The sequence below is a fragment of the Delftia sp. DT-2 genome (assembly GCF_028401915.1).
Classification (GTDB): domain Bacteria; phylum Pseudomonadota; class Gammaproteobacteria; order Burkholderiales; family Burkholderiaceae_C; genus Comamonas; species Comamonas tsuruhatensis.
This window is the reverse complement of sequence record NZ_JAQOTI010000004.1, coordinates 80,828-96,823: the sequence shown is the minus strand read 5'-3', so window position 1 is coordinate 96,823 and position 15,996 is coordinate 80,828. Positions and strand designations below refer to the sequence as shown.

Annotated in this window: 15 protein-coding genes; 11 read left to right on the top strand and 4 right to left on the bottom strand. The window is 66.2% G+C overall.

The genetic code is table 11. The features are described from left to right. Nucleotides 1-4: 4 nt before the first annotated feature. Complete coding sequence (locus PO605_RS07725; RefSeq protein WP_016448892.1) at nt 5-631, bottom strand: lipocalin family protein; 627 nt, start codon at nt 629-631, stop codon at nt 5-7. Nucleotides 632-878: 247 nt separating this feature from the next. Between PO605_RS07725 and PO605_RS07720 the strand changes: the two genes are divergently transcribed. Beyond that, entirely contained in the window at nt 879-1,040 is a 162-nt protein-coding gene (locus PO605_RS07720) for a hypothetical protein (RefSeq protein WP_012204826.1), read from the top strand. Between the two features lie 89 nt (nt 1,041-1,129). Here PO605_RS07720 and PO605_RS07715 read toward each other — a convergent pair whose 3' ends face one another. Together PO605_RS07715 and PO605_RS07710 are read right to left on the bottom strand one after the other, a co-directional pair. After that, entirely contained in the window at nt 1,130-1,465 is a 336-nt protein-coding gene (locus PO605_RS07715; protein WP_047217228.1) for a MerR family transcriptional regulator, read from the bottom strand. Further along, complete coding sequence (locus tag PO605_RS07710; RefSeq protein ID WP_047472677.1) at nt 1,462-2,451, bottom strand: DnaJ C-terminal domain-containing protein; 990 nt, start codon at nt 2,449-2,451, stop codon at nt 1,462-1,464. The genes PO605_RS07715 and PO605_RS07710 overlap by 4 nt, the downstream gene beginning before the upstream one ends. 168 nt (nt 2,452-2,619) lie before the next feature. On the opposite strand from PO605_RS07710, the gene PO605_RS07705 reads away from it, so the two are divergent. The 9 genes from PO605_RS07705 to typA all read left to right on the top strand — a co-directional run bounded on the left by PO605_RS07705 (nt 2,620) and on the right by typA (nt 13,701). Further along, nucleotides 2,620-3,447 (top strand): c-type cytochrome, encoded by an 828-nt coding sequence (locus PO605_RS07705; RefSeq protein ID WP_047472678.1) that lies wholly within the window; start codon nt 2,620-2,622, stop codon nt 3,445-3,447. Beyond that, nucleotides 3,444-4,778: a c-type cytochrome gene (locus tag PO605_RS07700; RefSeq protein WP_047472679.1), complete on the top strand. Its 1,335-nt coding sequence runs from the start codon at nt 3,444-3,446 to the stop codon at nt 4,776-4,778. Before PO605_RS07705 ends, PO605_RS07700 begins: the two co-directional genes overlap by 4 nt. 10 nt (nt 4,779-4,788) lie before the next feature. Continuing rightward, on the top strand, nt 4,789-5,190 hold the full coding sequence (locus tag PO605_RS07695) for a thioredoxin family protein (protein WP_016452383.1): 402 nt from the start codon (nt 4,789-4,791) through the stop codon (nt 5,188-5,190). Nucleotides 5,191-5,468: 278 nt separating this feature from the next. Beyond that, nucleotides 5,469-6,047, top strand: a complete 579-nt coding sequence (gene rimP / locus PO605_RS07690) for a ribosome maturation factor RimP (RefSeq protein ID WP_047472680.1) — start codon at nt 5,469-5,471, stop codon at nt 6,045-6,047. Between the two features lie 86 nt (nt 6,048-6,133). Then, the gene (gene nusA, locus PO605_RS07685; protein WP_016448885.1) at nt 6,134-7,621 is read left to right on the top strand and encodes a transcription termination factor NusA; all 1,488 of its coding nucleotides are present in this window, start codon (nt 6,134-6,136) and stop codon (nt 7,619-7,621) included. 23 nt (nt 7,622-7,644) lie between these two features. Continuing rightward, nucleotides 7,645-10,500 (top strand): translation initiation factor IF-2, encoded by a 2,856-nt coding sequence (gene infB, locus PO605_RS07680; RefSeq protein WP_016448884.1) that lies wholly within the window; start codon nt 7,645-7,647, stop codon nt 10,498-10,500. Between the two features lie 6 nt (nt 10,501-10,506). Continuing rightward, nucleotides 10,507-10,878, top strand: a complete 372-nt coding sequence (gene rbfA, locus PO605_RS07675) for a 30S ribosome-binding factor RbfA (protein ID WP_016448883.1) — start codon at nt 10,507-10,509, stop codon at nt 10,876-10,878. Between the two features lie 4 nt (nt 10,879-10,882). After that, on the top strand, nt 10,883-11,848 hold the full coding sequence (gene truB / locus PO605_RS07670) for a tRNA pseudouridine(55) synthase TruB (RefSeq protein WP_047472681.1): 966 nt from the start codon (nt 10,883-10,885) through the stop codon (nt 11,846-11,848). Nucleotides 11,849-11,871: 23 nt separating this feature from the next. Next, nucleotides 11,872-13,701, top strand: a complete 1,830-nt coding sequence (typA, locus tag PO605_RS07665; RefSeq protein WP_026062109.1) for a translational GTPase TypA — start codon at nt 11,872-11,874, stop codon at nt 13,699-13,701. A 123-nt stretch (nt 13,702-13,824) separates the two neighbouring features. Here the strand turns inward: typA and PO605_RS07660 are convergent, their stop codons facing one another. Continuing rightward, nucleotides 13,825-14,715, bottom strand: coding sequence for a LysR family transcriptional regulator (locus tag PO605_RS07660; protein ID WP_047472682.1), 891 nt, complete (start codon nt 14,713-14,715; stop codon nt 13,825-13,827). Nucleotides 14,716-14,798: 83 nt separating this feature from the next. Here PO605_RS07660 and PO605_RS07655 point away from each other — a divergent pair, with 83 nt between their 5' ends. Further along, nucleotides 14,799-15,995 (top strand): CaiB/BaiF CoA transferase family protein, encoded by a 1,197-nt coding sequence (locus PO605_RS07655; RefSeq protein WP_047472683.1) that lies wholly within the window; start codon nt 14,799-14,801, stop codon nt 15,993-15,995. Nucleotide 15,996: the final 1 nt, after the last annotated feature.

Here is a 15,996-nt window from a genome sequence, read left to right as displayed (position 1 = left end):
GCCGCTACCAGCTGCCCGTGGGATTGACACCGTCCTGAAGAATCCACTGCACCTTGTCCACGGGCACGCCCAGCAGCCGGGCCTGGGCCAGCAGGCGCGCTGCCACGCCATCGGGCAGTTCAGGGGTGCGCGAAAGAATCCAGAAATAGCGCAGGTCCGAGCCGACCACCATGGCCCAGCGGTAGTCGGCATCCAGGGCCACCACGTTGTAGCCGCCGTAGAACGGTCCGAAGAACGAGACCTTGAGCGCCGCAACGCCGGGTCCATGCACCGTGCGGGCCTTGCCTTCAGCGGACTTCCAGCGCCGGCGGCCTGCGTCGTAGCCCCGGTTCAGCACATGCACGCTTCCATCGGGAAGCGGCGTGTATTCGGCCTGGGTGCGCTCCAGGCCTTTTTCGAAGCGGTGGTCTATGCGGGCCACCTCGTACCAGCGGCCCATGTAGCGCTGGATGTCCCAGCCGCGTACGGGCTCCACTGTGGCAGGAATGGGCGGGTTGCGCAGGCCCTTCCAAAGCAAGGCGGCTGCAGCGGCCCCGACGGCAAGCCCAGCCAGGCCTGCCGCGGGCCGAACCCAGGCAGGGCGGGGTGTGGACGGGGTGGTGACTTCTGTGCGTGGTTGGCGGGGTGACATCGTGCGGAACTCCGTGTTCAGGCAGGAGCGCATGCCAGGGGCATCATGTGCGCTTGGCAGCGTGCTCCTACTTTAGGACAGAACGCCGGGCCGCGGTGTAGGCCGGCGCTGCCGGAACTGCGGCTGTGCGGGCTGCGCAACGCAGGAACTTTCCCTATGCCGGAGCAGGCCATGTGTTTTTTTATGCGCGGGCCTGCAGGTCTATGGCCTAATTGCGCGTTCTCATTTTTTTGAAGAAGGAAATGCCATGGGCAACAAGATCGTTACCGAAGCCGACCGCAAGTTCACTCCCCAGCCTCCCCTGCCCAACGGCGTCACCCTGCCGACGCCCGGCCGTGGCCAGCGCGTGAGCCGCGCCCGTGGCGCCCACACCCATACCAAGAAGAACCCCGGCAAGCGTCACCGCTGAGCACGGCTGGCCGCATGCATGACTGCTGCGGCCGCGTTCCGAAAGCAAGAGCCCTCGAAAGAGGGCTTTTGCTTTTGGGGCGAATGCGCTCAGTGCTGCAGTGCCTGGAGCTTGCGGCGCAGCATCTGCACTTCCTCGATCAGGTCCGCCGTCAGCGCGGCCAGTTGAGGGTCGGCATCGAAGCTGTGCTCCAGATGGGCTATGCGGCGCGCACGCACCAGCATGTGGCTGCTGAAGCGCCACTGTGCCTGCGCGTCGGCCGCGTCGCCGGCCGGCTCGTTCTCGCAGTACAGCACCCCGGTCTGCACGCGCTCCACCACCCAGGCGGTGTTGCGCTGGCAGTGGCGGGCGAGATCCTGCAGGTCCAGAGCGCCTTCGCCCAGCAGTTCTGCGGGCTCGTAGAAGGGATACAGCGGCGTGCTCATCGCGTGGCTCCTTGGCCCGCTGCGTGCTGGCGGGCATCGAACGAAGGAAAGGCCTGGGCCAGTGCTGTATAGGCCTGGCGCTGGGCGTCGGTCTTGGGCTCGGGCAGGGCGATGCCCAGCACCAGGTACAGGTCGCCCGGCGTGGCGGCTGGCAAGCCCTTGCCCTTGATGCGCAGCTTGCGGCCAGCGCGGCTGCCCGCGGGCACGCTGACCTCGAATTCACCGGCAATGGTGGCCACGCGGACCGGGCCGCCCAGTGCGGCTTCCCAGGGAGCCAGGGACACGGGCTGGTAGACATCCTTGCCCTCGGCCCACCAGCGCGGGTCGTGGCGCAGGTGCACTTCCAGCAGCAGATCGCCTGCCGGACCGTTGCCCAGGCCCGGGCCCCCCTGGCCTGCCAGACGGATCATCTGGCCTTCGCGCACCCCCTTGGGAATGCTGACCTGCAATTCCTTGTCCCGCGCCACCGGCCGCCCGTCCTCATCCAGCACCGTGCTGCGCAGGTGCAGGCTGCGCTGGGCGCCGTGGTAGCTGTCCAGCAGGTCCAGCTCGATGCTGGCGTGCTGGTCCTGCCCCCGCAGGTCGGGTGGAGGTCGGTGCTGCCCGCCGCCCGCATGGCGCGCGCGGGCGCCCTGGCCGAACATCTGCGAGAAGAATTCGCTGAAATCCGCATCGCCGTCCGGCATGGCGCCATCGCCGCTGCGAAAGTGGAAGTCCTGACCTTCCCAGTCCGGTGGCGGCTGGAATCCGCCGGCGCCTGCGCTGCGGCGGGGCGCATCGGCCAGCGCGTCGTAGGCGGCACGCTTTTCGGGATCGGACAGCACGGCGTTGGCTTCATTGATCTCGGCCATGCGTTGCGAGGCATCCGCTTCCTTGCTGATGTCCGGGTGGTACTTGCGCGCCAGCTTGCGGTAGGCCTTCTTGATCTCGTCAGCACTGGCCTGCCGGTCCACGGCCAGGATGCGGTAGTAGTCCTTGTATTCCATGAATTTCCGTCCTCCAGCCCTTGCGGGCGATGTTCTGGACAAGCCAGAAGCCAGCATAGCCCGGTCATGGCAGGGTCTCAACCGATGGGCCTTTTCCTGCTGGACTGGCATCTTGTGACGGGTTTACTACATTCGCGCGTCGGCAGGACGCAAAAGGAGGCGTCGGACATGGCACATGGCAGGCGATGGCGGTACGGGACAGGGCTTTCAGGCGTCAAGGGGGCAAGGAGCGTGCTGGGCGCATGGCTGGCGGCCTGTGCATGCGGCGTGATGGCGCAGTCCGCCCAGCCGGCACCGGGCGTGCCGATGGCGGACCTGCCCCCCGCCGTGGTCAGTGCGCCTCTGCCCGATGTGGGCTCCATGGCGTCCAGGGTGCTGGCCTGCACGGCCTGCCATGGTCCCGAGGGACGGGCCACACCCAGCGGCTACTTTCCTCGCATTGCGGGCAAGCCTGCGGGCTATCTTTACCGCCAGCTCAAGAATTTCCAGCAGGGGCGCCGCAGCTATCCGGCCATGAACCGGCTGATCGAATTCATGTCGGACGACTATCTGCGCCAGATCGCCGTGCATTTCGCAAGCCTTGAGCTGCCCTATGCGTCGCCCGTGCCGGCGCAGCTGCCGCCCGCCGACCTCGCGCGTGGCGAGCAGCTGGTGCTGCAGGGCGACGCGCAGCGGGGCCTGCCCGCCTGTGCTGCCTGCCATGGCCAGCGGCTCATGGGCGCGGGCGACGATATCCCGGGTCTGCTGGGCCTGTCACGCGACTATCTCAACAGCCAGATCGGCGCCTGGCGCTCGGGCCAGCGTCAGGCGGCCGCTCCCGATTGCATGGACCAGGTGGCCAAGGCGCTGACGCCGCAGGAAGTCGTGGCCGTCACGGCATGGCTGTCGTCGCGGCCTGCATCGGCGACGCCGGGAGGACATGAGGCCTTGGCGCGCTCCTTGCCGCTGCGCTGCGGTGCGGTGGCCGCTGTGGGCGGTCAGGAGGGCAGGCCATGAGTATCCAAGTGGAAAATCCGGCCAGCGCGAGCGTACGCGGGCGGTGGCCCCTGCTGGCTCTTGTGGTCCTGGTCCTGGTGGGGCTGCTGCTGGTCTGGCTCAACCTGCGGGGGGAGCAGGGGGTTCATGCCTATGGCCACGGCGGCTGGTCGGGATCGACCGAAACACAGGCCGCCCTGGTCGAGCGCGGCGCCTACCTTGCGCGGGTAGGCAACTGCGCTGGCTGCCACACGGCGGCGGGCGGTGCCGAATATGCGGGCGGGCGGGGCTTGCCCACCGCGTTCGGCACGCTGTACACCAGCAATCTCACCTCCGACAAGGAGACGGGCTTGGGACTGTGGTCGGCGCAGGACTTCTGGCGTGCGCTGCACAACGGGCGCTCGCGCGAAGGGCGCCTGCTGTATCCCGCCTTCCCGTATGACAGCTACACCCGCGTGACGCGCGCCGATTCGGACGCCTTGTTCGCCTATCTGCAAAGCCTGCCCGCCGTGCGCGCGCAGACGCCGCCGCATGCGCTGGACTTTCCCTATGGCTGGCAGGGGTCGCTGGCCGTCTGGCGGGCGCTGTTCTTCTCGCCGAAGGATTGGCAGGACCAGCCAGGGAAGGCCCCGGCCTGGAATCGCGGCGCCTATCTTGCCCAGGGGCTGGGCCATTGCGCGGCCTGCCATGCGCCGCGCAATGGCCTGGGTGCCTCCGGCCAGGCCATGTCCGGCGGCTTTGTGGCAGGGCAGTCCTGGTATGCGCCTTCGCTGCTCGATCCCGGCGAGGCGGGTGTGCGTGCCGGCCAGGAGTCCGCCTGGGTGCAGTTGCTGCAGACGGGGTCCGGCCCTTCAGGCTCGGCACTGGGCCCCATGGCCGAAGTCGTGGCGCGCAGCACCCAGCACTGGCAGCCAAAGGATCTGCAGGCGCTGGCTTCCTATCTGCAGGAGCAGGGCGCTGCTGCCCCATCTGCCGGCACAGACGGGCACGGCGCCATCAAGGCTGTGCAGCCCGGGCAGATGGCCTTGGGGCGGGCCGTGTACGAACGGCAGTGCGCGGTCTGCCATGGTGCGCAGGGCCAGGGAACACCGGGCGCGTTTCCTGCGCTGGCCGGCAATGCCTCCGTGACCATGGCCGAGCCGCGCAACCTGCTGCTGGTGCTGCTGGACGGTGGCTATCCCCCGTCCACGCGGCAACAGCCGCAGCCGCATGGCATGCCGCCCTTTGGCCATGTGCTGTCTGACGCACAGGTGGCCGCCGTGGCCAGCTATGTGCGCAATGCCTGGGGCAACAAGGCGGCGGAAATCGGTACCATGGAGGTTTATCGCGCCCGGGAAGGGCGTGGTTTCTGAGAGGTTTTCCATGGATTCAATGGCCGGCAAGCTGCCGGACGACAGCGCGGCAGCCAGCCCCTGGTGGGTGGTTTGCCTGTGTGCGCAATGGTGCGGCGTTTGTAACCAGTACCGGAGCGCGTTTGCGGAGCTGGCCACCCAGTTCCCGCAGATGCACTTCGTCTGGCTTGATGTCGAGGACCGCGAGGATGTGGCCGGGGACCTGGACATCGAAACCTTTCCCTCTGTGCTGATCGCTGACGGCGAGCGCGCGCGCTTTCTGGGGCCGGTGCTGCCCCAGCCGGGCGTTGTGGCGCGCATGCTGCAGTCATTGGCCCAGGACCCTGGCGCGGCCCCGGCCGACCCCGCCGAAGCGCAGGCCCTTTTGCGGCGGCTTCAGTCGGCGCAGGCGCTTGAGCGCGTGGGCGCCTGAGCATCCGGCGGAGGGGTGTCCGCCCTGGCCTGGGCTGCCTTGCGCAGTGCCTGCCAGCGCCTGTTTTTGTACGGCGCGAACTTGGCCTGGAGGTCGTTTGCGGATACAATGGCATATTCACGACCAAACGGGCGGGTACCAACCGCCCTTTTTTTTGGGCGATCTTCGGGCGACCTTAGGGATTGCCATGGGGCTCGGCGCTGTTGGGACATGGCTGCTGCCAAGGTTCCAGGGGCGTTCCGGGTCTTTTGTGTTTGCAGGATTGAATTTAATTACACGTGGCACTACAGCAAATCGTTGAACAAACCGTGACAGGTCTGGGCTATGACCTGGTGGAAATAGAACGCTCGGCAGGCGGGCTGTTGCGCGTCACAATTGATTTGCCTTGGCAGCCCCCGGTGGAGGGCGAGCCGGTGGTGCCGGAGCAGTTCGTGACAGTCGAGGACTGCGAGAAGATCACGCGCCAGCTGCAGTTCGCGCTGGAGGTCGATGGCACGGATTACACGCGCCTCGAGGTCTCCTCCCCGGGCATCGACCGCCCCCTGCGGCATGAGCAGGACTTCATCCGCTTTGTCGGGGAAGTCATCGACCTGACCCTCAAGGAGCCCATCGGCGCTGCCGCTGAAGGGCAGGTCAGCGCCAATCGCAAGAAATTCCGCGGCACGCTGGAGCGTGCCGAAGGTGGTGGCTGGCAGATCGTCTGGAGCGACGAGCCACCCGCCAAGCCTGGCCAGAGGGTCAGCAAGAAGCGTGTTCCCGCGCCCCTGCAGGCGCTGGGTTTCACGCTGGAGGAGCTGCGCGAGGCGCGTCTGGCTCCCCTTGTGGATTTCAAGGGGCGTTCTGCCAAGCCGGTCTGATCGGAGCGGGCAGGGTACGTCGAATCATTGGGGCAGAAGGGCATTGCCATCCCCTTTCTGCGTGATTGAAATAGGAGAGTCGTCGCATGAATCGCGAATTGTTGATGTTGGTAGAAGCCATTTCGCGCGAAAAGAACGTGGAGCGCGATTTGGTGTTCGGTGCAGTGGAATCGGCCCTGGCCCAAGCCACGAAGAAGCTGTACCAAGGTGAAGTGGACATCCGCGTGGCCATCGATCGCGACAGCGGTAACTACGACACCTTCCGCCGCTGGCTGGTGGTGCCCGATGATGCGGGCCTGCAAAACCCCGATGCCGAAGAAATGCTGATGGACGCACAGGACCGCGTCCCCGGCATCTCCGAAGGCGAGTACATCGAGGAAGAGATCGAGTCGGTGCCCATCGGCCGCATCGGTGCGATGGCGGCCAAGCAGGTCATCCTGCAAAAGATCCGCGATGCCGAGCGCGAAATGCTGCTCAACGAGTTCCTGTCGCGCGGCGACCGGATCTTCACGGGCACGGTCAAGCGCATGGACAAGGGCGACATCATCGTCGAGGCCGGCCGTGTCGAAGGACGCCTGCGCCGCAGCGAAATGATCCCCAAGGAAAACCTGCGCAACGGCGACCGCGTGCGGGCCATGATCATGGAAGTGGACGCCACGCTGCGCGGCGCGCCCATCATCCTGTCGCGTTCGGCGCCGGAGTTCATGGTCGAGCTGTTCCGCAACGAAGTGCCCGAGATCGAGCAGGGCCTGCTGGAGATCAAGAGCTGCGCTCGCGATGCCGGCAGCCGCGCCAAGATCGCCGTGCTCAGCCATGACAAGCGTGTCGATCCCATCGGCACCTGTGTCGGCGTGCGGGGCACCCGCGTCAACGCCGTCACCAATGAATTGGCTGGCGAGCGCGTGGACATCGTGCTGTGGTCCGAGGACCCCGCACAGTTCGTGATCGGTGCGCTGGCTCCGGCCAATGTGTCGTCCATCGTTGTGGACGAGGAAAAGCACGCCATGGACGTGGTGGTTGACGAGGAAAACCTCGCCATCGCCATCGGCCGTGGCGGCCAGAACGTTCGCCTGGCTTCCGAGCTTACCGGCTGGAAGATCAACATCATGGACGCGGCTGAGTCTGCGCAAAAGCAGGCGGACGAGTCTGCCGTTGCGCGCCAGCTGTTCATGGAAAAGCTCGATGTGGACGAGGAAATCGCCAACATCCTCATCGAGGAAGGTTTCGAGACCCTGGAAGAAGTGGCCTACGTGCCGCTGCAGGAAATGCTCGAAATCGAGGCGTTCGACGAAGAGACGGTGAACGAGCTGCGCACCCGTGCGAAGGATGCCCTGCTGACGCAGGAAATCGCGCACGAGGAAAACGTGGGCAAGGTGTCGCAGGATCTGCTGACGCTCGAGGGAATGACTCCGGAGATCGTGGACAAGCTGGCCGAGGCCAATGTGCACACTCGCGACGATCTGGCCGATCTGGCCATCGATGAGTTGACCGAGCTGACCGGGCAGACCGAGGAAGAAGCGAAGGCTTTGATCATGAAGGCGCGTGAGCACTGGTTCACCGAAGGGCAAGAGTAAGGTCAGGGAGGTTCAGAGCATTTATGTCCAGTAATACGGTTGCCGAGTTTGCAAAAGAGCTCAACAAGACCCCTGACACGTTGCTGCAGCAGCTCAAGGCTGCAGGCGTCGCCAAGGACAACGCATCGGATGCGTTGACCGACGGCGACAAGCAGCAACTGCTCAGCCATCTGCAGGCCAGCCACGGAAGTGGCGCCAAGAAGATCACGCTGACCAAACGGTCCACCAGCGAGATCAAGCAGGCCGATTCGTCGGGCCGCGCCCGCACCATCCAGGTGGAAGTGCGCAAGAAGCGCACCTTCGTCAAGCGCGACGAGGCCGCCGAAGGCGCCTCCGATCCCGCTGCCGTTGCGGCTGCCCAGGAGCAGCGCGCGGCGTCGGAGCGCGAATCTCAGGAATTGGTGCGCCGCGAAGGGGAAGCACGTCGCCAGGCCGAAATGATCGGCCGGGAGGAGGAAGAATTGGCACAGCAACGCCGTGAGCGCGAAGAGCGCGAGCTAGTCCAACAGCGCGAGCGCGAAGCCGAAGAGCGCGCAGCCGCCTATGCGGCTGCCGAAGCCGCAAAGATTGTCGAGGCCAACCGCGCTAAGCAGGAAGCCTCGCGCGAGCAGGCTGCCGGCCAGATAGCGCGCGCCGAAGCCCAGCTCGCGGCACGCGCCAAGGCCGAGGAAGAGTCCAAGGCCCGTGCGGCCGAGGAAGCCGAACGCGCCAAGGATCTGGAAGACCGCCGCCGCAAGGCGCTGGCCGAAGCCGAAGCCATTCGCGCCATGATGGCTGCGCCCAAGAAGGTGCTCGTGGCCAAGAAGCCCGAAGAGCCCAAGCCCGTGGCAAAGCCTGCAGCGCCTGCTGCCGCCGATGCCAAGAAGACCACGCTGCACAAGCCCGCTGGCACGACCGCCGGCGGAGCCGGTGCGCGCGCGCCTGCCGGCGCCGGCAAGGAAGTCAAGTCCGCCAAGCTCTCCTCGAGCTGGGCCGGCGATGGCAAGAAGAAGGAAATCAAGACCCGTGGCGACAGCTCCGGTGGCGTGGGCGGCCGTTCCAACTGGCGCGGCGGCCCGCGTGGCGGGCGTCGTGGCAATGACCGCAATGACGGACAGCACCAGAGCGCGGCAACGGAATTCCGTGCCATTGAAGTGCACGTGCCCGAGACCATCACCGTGGCCGAGCTGGCGCACAAGATGTCGGTCAAGGCATCCGAGCTGATCAAGGTGCTGATGAAGATGGGCCAGATGGTCACCATCAACCAGCCCCTGGACCAGGACACGGCCATGATCGTGGTCGAGGAAATGGGCCACACCGCCAAGGTCGCTGCGCTGGACGATCCCGAAGCCTTCACGGCCGAGGAAGTGTCCCAGCAGGAAGCTGCCCAGGAGTCGCGCGCCCCCGTGGTCACCGTCATGGGCCACGTGGACCACGGCAAGACCTCGCTGCTGGACTACATCCGCCGCACCAAGGTTGCGTCGGGCGAAGCCGGCGGCATCACCCAGCACATCGGTGCCTACCATGTGACGACGCCCCGCGGCATCGTCACCTTCCTGGACACCCCGGGCCACGAGGCCTTCACGGCCATGCGTGCCCGTGGTGCACAGGCCACCGACATCGTCATCCTGGTGTGTGCTGCCGACGACGGCGTGATGCCCCAGACCAAGGAAGCCATCAAGCACGCGAAGGCGGCGGGTGTGCCCATCGTGGTTGCCATCACCAAGGCCGACAAGCCCGATGCCAACCTCGACCGCGTCAAGCAAGGCCTGGTGGCCGAGCAGGTGGTGCCTGAAGAGTACGGCGGCGAGTCCCCGTTCATCGCCGTGTCGTCCAAGACCGGCCAGGGCATCGACGAGCTGCTGGAACAGGTCCTGCTGCAGGCCGAAGTGCTGGAGCTGACCGCTCCCGTGGAAGCCGCTGCCAAGGGTCTGGTCATCGAAGCGCAGCTGGACAAGGGCCGCGGCCCCGTGGCCACGGTGCTGGTGCAGTCCGGCACGCTGAAGGTGGGCGACGTGGTGCTGGCAGGCCAGACCTACGGCCGCGTGCGCGCCATGCTGGACGAAGACGGCAAGCAGACCAAGTCCGCTGGCCCCTCCATCCCGGTGGAAATCCAGGGTCTGTCCGACGTGCCCCAGGCCGGCGACGACTTCATGGTGCTGCAGGACGAGCGCCGCGCCCGCGAAATCGCGACCTACCGCGCCGGCAAGTTCCGCAACACCAAGCTGGCCCGCCAGCAGGCTGCCAAGCTCGAGAACATGTTCGCCGAAATGGGTGCGGGCGAGGTCCAGACCCTGCCCATCATCGTCAAGGCCGACATGCAGGGCTCGCAGGAAGCACTGGGCGCATCGCTGCTCAAGCTCTCCACCGAAGAGATCCGCGTGCAGCTGGTCTACTCGGGCGTGGGCGGCATCAGCGAGTCCGACGTGAACCTGGCGCTGGCCTCCAAGGCCATCATCATCGGCTTCAACGTCCGGGCCGATGCCCAGGCGCGCAAGACGGCCGAGAGCAACGATGTGGACCTGCGCTACTACAACATCATCTACGACGCCGTCGAAGAGGTGAAGGCAGCGATGTCCGGCATGCTGGCTCCCGAGCGCAAGGAAGAGATCATCGGCATGGCCGAGATCCGTACCGTGTTCGTGGCGTCGAAGATCGGCACCGTGGCTGGCTCGTACATCACGCAAGGCCAGGTTACGCGCAATGCGCATTTCCGCCTGCTGCGCGAGAACGTGGTCATCTACACGGGCGAGATCGAATCGCTCAAGCGCCTGAAGGACGACGTCAAGGAAGTCAAGGAAGGCTTCGAGTGCGGTATCAAGCTCAAGAACTACAACGACATTCGCGAAGGCGACGTGCTCGAAGTGTTCGAGATCAAGGAAATCGCGCGCTCGCTGTAATTCGACATGGCAACACGCAAGTCCGCTGCGCCGAACCGCAGCTTCAAAGTCTCCGACCAGATCCAGCGGGATCTGGCGGAGCTGATCGCACGCGAGTTGAAGGACCCGCGCGTGGGCATGGTGACGCTGCAAAGCGTGGAGGTGACTCCGGACTATGCCCACGCCAAGGTCTACTTCAGCCTGCTGATCGGCGATCCGCAGGAGACGCAGGACGCCCTGAACCAGGCCGCAGGCTTCCTGCGCAACGGCCTGTTCAAGCGCCTGCACATCCATACCGTGCCCACGCTGCACTTCATCTACGACCGCACCACCGAGCGTGCGGCCGACATGAACGCCTTGATCGCCAAGGCCGTCTCCTCGCGCGGGAAGGAAGAGTAGCCCCATGAACGCGCCACGCACAAGGGTGCAGCGGCGCCCTGTGCATGGGGTGTTGCTGCTCGACAAACCGCTGGAGCTGTCCAGCAACGACGCCTTGCAGAAGGTCAAGTGGTTGCTGCGCGCCGAAAAGGCCGGACACACCGGCACGCTGGACCCGTTGGCCACCGGCGTGCTGCCGCTGTGCTTCGGTGCGGCGACCAAGTTCAGCCAGTTGCAGCTTGAAGCTGCCAAGACCTACGAGGCGATTGCGCGCCTGGGCCAGACCACGACCACGGCCGATGCCGAGGGCGAGGTGCTGCGCGAGCGCGCCGTTGACTTCGCCGCCCTCACGGCCGAGCGATTGGCCGCCGTGCAGGCGCAGTTCACGGGTGCGATCCGCCAGGTGCCACCCATGTACAGCGCCCTCAAGAAGGACGGCAAGGCTCTCTATGAATATGCGCGTGCCGGCATCGAAGTCGAGCGTCCGGCGCGCGAAGTGACAATCCACGCACTGGAGCTTTCGCTGACGCAAGACAGCCAAGGCCAGCCGGCGATCCGGATGCTGGTGACCTGCAGCAAGGGCACCTATATCCGCACGCTGGCGGAGGACGTGGGAGAGGCCCTGGGCTGCGGCGCGCACCTGCGCGCGCTGCGCCGTATCGACACCGGCGGGCTGGGTGTCGAGCGCTGTATCTCGCTGGAGGCGCTGGCCGCCATGGGCGAGGACGAGCGTCTGCAGCAGTTGCAGCCTGTCGATGCCTTGCTGGCCAGCCACACGGCTGTCACGCTGGGCGAGCAAGATGCGGCCCGTTTTCTCACGGGCCTGCCCCGCAAGGGCGCTTGGGCCGATGCCGAGGCGGTGGCTGTGTATGGCGAAAACCCCCAGGCTCTGCTGGGGGTGGGGCGCGTGGTGCGTGGGGAACTCATCCCCGCCCGCCTGCTCAGTTCACTGGAAATTCAACAGATTTTGGAAGACACGCCGCGCCCATGACGCAGCGGCAATGGGAAAACACTATGAGCAAACAAATCCGCAATATCGCGATCATCGCCCACGTGGACCACGGCAAAACCACCATGGTGGACCAGCTGCTGCGCCAATCCGGAACCTTCGCCGAACACGAGAAAGTCGTGGACACGGTGATGGACAACAACGCCATCGAACGCGAGCGTGGCATCACCATCCTGGCCAAGAACTGCGCCGTGAGCTGGAACGACACGCACATCAACATCCTCGACACGCCCGGCCACGCGGACTTCGGCGGTGAAGTGGAGCGTGCCCTGTCCATGGTCGACGGCGTGGTGCTGCTGATCGACGCGCAGGAAGGCCCCATGCCCCAGACGCGCTTCGTGACCAAGAAGGCACTGGCCCTGGGCCTGAAGCCCATCCTCGTGGTCAACAAGGTGGACAAGCCCGGTGCGCGTCCCGACTACGTGGTCAACGCCGCGTTCGACCTGTTCGACAAGCTGGGTGCCACCGACGAGCAGCTGGACTTCCCCGTGGTGTACGCCTCGGGCATCAACGGCTGGACCTCGCTGGAAGAAGGCGCTCCGGGCGAGCAGTGGGGCCCCGACATGTCGGCCCTGTTCGACACCATCCTGAAGCACGTGCCTTCGGTCAAGGGCGATCCCGCCGCTCCGCTGCAAATGCAGATCTCGGCGCTGGACTACTCCACCTTCGTGGGCCGCATCGGCGTGGGCCGCATCACCTCCGGCACGCTCAAGCCTTCGACCGACGTGCTGGTCATGGAAGGTCCTGACGGCAAGAGCTACAAGGGCCGCATCAACCAGGTGCTGAAGTTCCAGGGCATCGACCGCGTGCAGGTGACCGAAGCCGGCCCCAGCGACATCGTGCTGGTCAACGGTATCGCCGACCTGGGCATGGGCGTCACGCTGACCGACCCGCTGAACCCCCGGCCGCTGCCGATGCTCAAGATCGACGAGCCCACGCTGACCATGAACTTCTGCGTCAACACCTCGCCGCTGGCGGGCCGTGAAGGCAAGTTCGTGACCAGCCGCCAGATCTGGGACCGCCTGCAAAAGGAACTGCGTTCCAACGTGGCCCTGCGTGTCAAGGAAACCGACGAAGACGGCATCTTCGAAGTGTCGGGCCGCGGCGAACTGCACCTGACCATCCTGCTGGAAGAAATGCGCCGTGAAGGCTACGAGCTGGCCGTGTCCAAGCCCCGCGTGGTCTACCGCGACGTGGACGGCGTGCGCCACGAGCCCATCGAGCTGGTGACGGCCGACATCGAGGAAGGCCACCAGGGTGGCGTGATGCAGGCCCTGGGCGAGCGCAAGGGCGAGCTGGTCAACATGGAACCCGATGGCCGCGGCCGCGTGCGCCTGGAATACCGCATTCCTGCGCGTGGCCTGATCGGCTTCACCAACGAATTCCTGAACCTGACCCGTGGTTCCGGCCTGATCTCCAACATCTTCGACAGCTACGAGCCGCACAAGGGCGAAATCGGCGGCCGCAAGAACGGTGTGCTGATCTCCATGGACGAAGGCGAAATCTTCACCTACGCCCTGGGCAAGCTGGACGACCGTGGCCGCATGTTCGTCAAGGCCAACGATCCCGTGTACGAAGGCATGATCATCGGCATCCACAGCCGTGACAACGACCTGGTGGTCAACGCCACGCGTACCAAGCAGCTGACCAACTTCCGCGTGTCCGGCAAGGAAGATGCCATCAAGATCACGCCCCCGATCGACCTGTCGCTGGAATACGCGGTGGAATTCATCGAGGACGACGAGCTGGTGGAAATCACCCCCAAGAGCATCCGCGTGCGCAAGCGCCACCTGTCCGAGAACGAGCGCAAGCGCGCTTCGCGCGCAGGCGCATAAGCGCCGTGGCGCCGAGGGCGCGCGCAAGCCAGCCGGCTTCGTCGCCCTGATTGTCAAAGGCCGCATCCGCGGCCTTTGTCTTTTCTGCGGCGGCTTCTGCCACGCCGTCCGCCAGGCCGTCCGTCAGGCGTTCAGCCGCAGCAGCAATTCGCGCAGGCGCTGGCCGGCCGCTGCGCTCTGGTGCGGGTTGAGCGCCAGGGCCAGGCCGATGGAGGGCAGGGTCCCGGCGTCTTGCAGCGTGCGGAACACCACGCCCGGCGTGCTGCCCTTGGCCACGACGGCCGGCACCAGGGCCACGCCCAGGCCCGCGCCCACCAGGCTGACCAGGGTCTGGGCCTGCACCGCATGCTGCTTGACCTGGGGCATGAAGCCCGCGTTCTGGCAGGCCAGCACCACCAGCGCATGCAGGCCGGGCACTTCGCTGGGGCGGTAGTTGACGAAGGGCTGGTCGGCCAGATCCCGCAGCCGCAAGGCGGGCCGCTGCAGCAGCGGGTTGCCTTCGGGCAGCACGGCCACCAGTTCGTCCTTTTCCACGGGCGTGATGGACAGCTCGGTGGCCTGCGTCACAGGGTAGCGCAGCAGGCCGGCATCGAAATCGCCGCTGGCCACCTGCGCGCAGATCTCGCGCGTGGTCGATTCGGTCAGCACCAGGTCGATCAGCGGATATTCGCTGCGAAAGGCCTGCACCAGCCGTGGAATCAGCGAGAACGTGGCCGAGCCTATGAAGCCTATGTGCAGCCGGCCGCGCTCGCCGCTGGCCGTGGCCTGCGAGACCTCCTGCACCTGGCGCGCATGGTGCAGTGCCAGCTCGGCACTTTCCAGGGCCGCCCGGCCTGCCTCGGTCAGCTCCGTGCCCCGGCGGTCGCGCTGGAACAGCTGCACGCCCAGGCTGTCTTCGAGCCGGCGGATGGATTGGGACAGCGGCGGCTGCGACATGTGCAGCTGCTCGGCCGCCTGCCGGTAGTTGAGCGTGCGGGCCAGGATGACGAAGTGACGCAGTTGGCGCAGGTCCATTGATATCCACCGTGTATCAGCGATGCTGAATTAAGTCTTAGACGCGACTTCAAAGATATCAAATACTGGCTCCCTGAAGCAACATGGAGACCACAGTGCAGGCTGCGTTGACAGGGATTCGGGTGCTGGATCTGTCCAGCGTGGTGTTCGGGCCGCTGGCCAGCCAGGTGCTGGCCGACTATGGCGCCGAAGTCATCAAGATCGAGCCGCCGGCCGGCGACTCCACGCGCCACACCGGCCCGGCCGTGGAGCCCGGCATGGCAGCCATGTTCATGGGCACCAACCGCAGCAAGAAGAGCGTGGTGCTCGATCTCAAGCAGGACGAGGCGCGCCAGGCCCTGCATGCGCTGCTGGCCACGGCCGATGTGTTCATGCACAGCATGCGCCCGCAGAAGCTGGCCCCGCTGGGCCTGGACCCCGACACGCTGCGCGAGCGCTATCCGCGCCTGGTCTACGCAGGCCTGCATGGCTTTGGCGAGGACGGCCCCTATGCGGGCATGCCCGCCTACGACGACGTCATCCAGGGCATGAGCGGCCTGGCCGACCTGATGGAGCGCCAGACGGGCGAGGCGCGCTACCTGCCCACCATCGCGGCCGACAAGACCTGCGCCCTGGTGGCCGCGCATGCCGTGCTGGCGGCGCTGTTCCAGCGCGAGCGCAGCGGCCACGGCTGCTTTGTCGAAGTGCCCATGTACGAGACCATGGTGGGCTTCAACCTGGTCGAGCATTTCTACGGCATGCACTTCAGCCCCGCGCTCAGCGGCGCAGGCTACCCGCGCGTGATGGCGCCCTGGCGCAAGCCCTACCGAACGCTGGACGGCCACGTCTGCATGATGCCGTACACCGATGCGCACTGGCAGCGCTTCTTCGCCGCCGTGGGCCAGCCGCAGCTGGCCCTGGATGCGCGCTTTGCCAGCCAGGCCAGCCGCACGGCCCACATTGCCGAGCTGCTGGAGACCGCAGGCGAGCATGTGGCCCTGCACGGCACCCAGTACTGGCTCGATACCTGCCAGCGCCTGGAGATTCCCGCCGCCCCGGTGGCGCGCATGGATGAGCTTCCCGCCGATCCGCATCTGCAGGCCACGAAGTTCTTCGTGCCGCTGCACGACCCCGCCATGGGCACCGTGCACCTGCCTCGCTCCTCCGTGCGCATGGATGGCCTGCAGGTGCCCATGGGCATGCCCCCGCGCCTGGGTGAGCACACGGCGGCGCTGCTGGCCCAGGCGGGCTGGAGCGCCGAGCGCATCGCCGGCCTGCAGACCACGCAACAGGAGACATGAG

Excerpts from the sequence above, each read along its gene's own strand:
- PO605_RS07705 (WP_047472678.1), top strand. The coding sequence starts at position 2,620 with ATGGCACATGGCAGGCGATGGCGGTACGGGACAGGGCTTTCAGGCGTC.
- PO605_RS07700 (WP_047472679.1), top strand. The coding sequence starts at position 3,444 with ATGAGTATCCAAGTGGAAAATCCGGCCAGCGCGAGCGTACGCGGGCGG.
- PO605_RS07710 (WP_047472677.1), bottom strand. The coding sequence starts at position 2,451 with ATGGAATACAAGGACTACTACCGCATCCTGGCCGTGGACCGGCAGGCC.
- PO605_RS07660 (WP_047472682.1), bottom strand. The coding sequence starts at position 14,715 with ATGGACCTGCGCCAACTGCGTCACTTCGTCATCCTGGCCCGCACGCTC.
- PO605_RS07695 (WP_016452383.1), top strand. The coding sequence starts at position 4,789 with ATGGATTCAATGGCCGGCAAGCTGCCGGACGACAGCGCGGCAGCCAGC.
- infB (WP_016448884.1), top strand. The coding sequence starts at position 7,645 with ATGTCCAGTAATACGGTTGCCGAGTTTGCAAAAGAGCTCAACAAGACC.
- truB (WP_047472681.1), top strand. The coding sequence starts at position 10,883 with ATGAACGCGCCACGCACAAGGGTGCAGCGGCGCCCTGTGCATGGGGTG.
- rbfA (WP_016448883.1), top strand. The coding sequence starts at position 10,507 with ATGGCAACACGCAAGTCCGCTGCGCCGAACCGCAGCTTCAAAGTCTCC.
- typA (WP_026062109.1), top strand. The coding sequence starts at position 11,872 with ATGAGCAAACAAATCCGCAATATCGCGATCATCGCCCACGTGGACCAC.
- PO605_RS07725 (WP_016448892.1), bottom strand. The coding sequence starts at position 631 with ATGTCACCCCGCCAACCACGCACAGAAGTCACCACCCCGTCCACACCC.
- PO605_RS07715 (WP_047217228.1), bottom strand. The coding sequence starts at position 1,465 with ATGAGCACGCCGCTGTATCCCTTCTACGAGCCCGCAGAACTGCTGGGC.
- nusA (WP_016448885.1), top strand. The coding sequence starts at position 6,134 with ATGAATCGCGAATTGTTGATGTTGGTAGAAGCCATTTCGCGCGAAAAG.
- PO605_RS07655 (WP_047472683.1), top strand. The coding sequence starts at position 14,799 with ATGGAGACCACAGTGCAGGCTGCGTTGACAGGGATTCGGGTGCTGGAT.
- PO605_RS07720 (WP_012204826.1), top strand. The coding sequence starts at position 879 with ATGGGCAACAAGATCGTTACCGAAGCCGACCGCAAGTTCACTCCCCAG.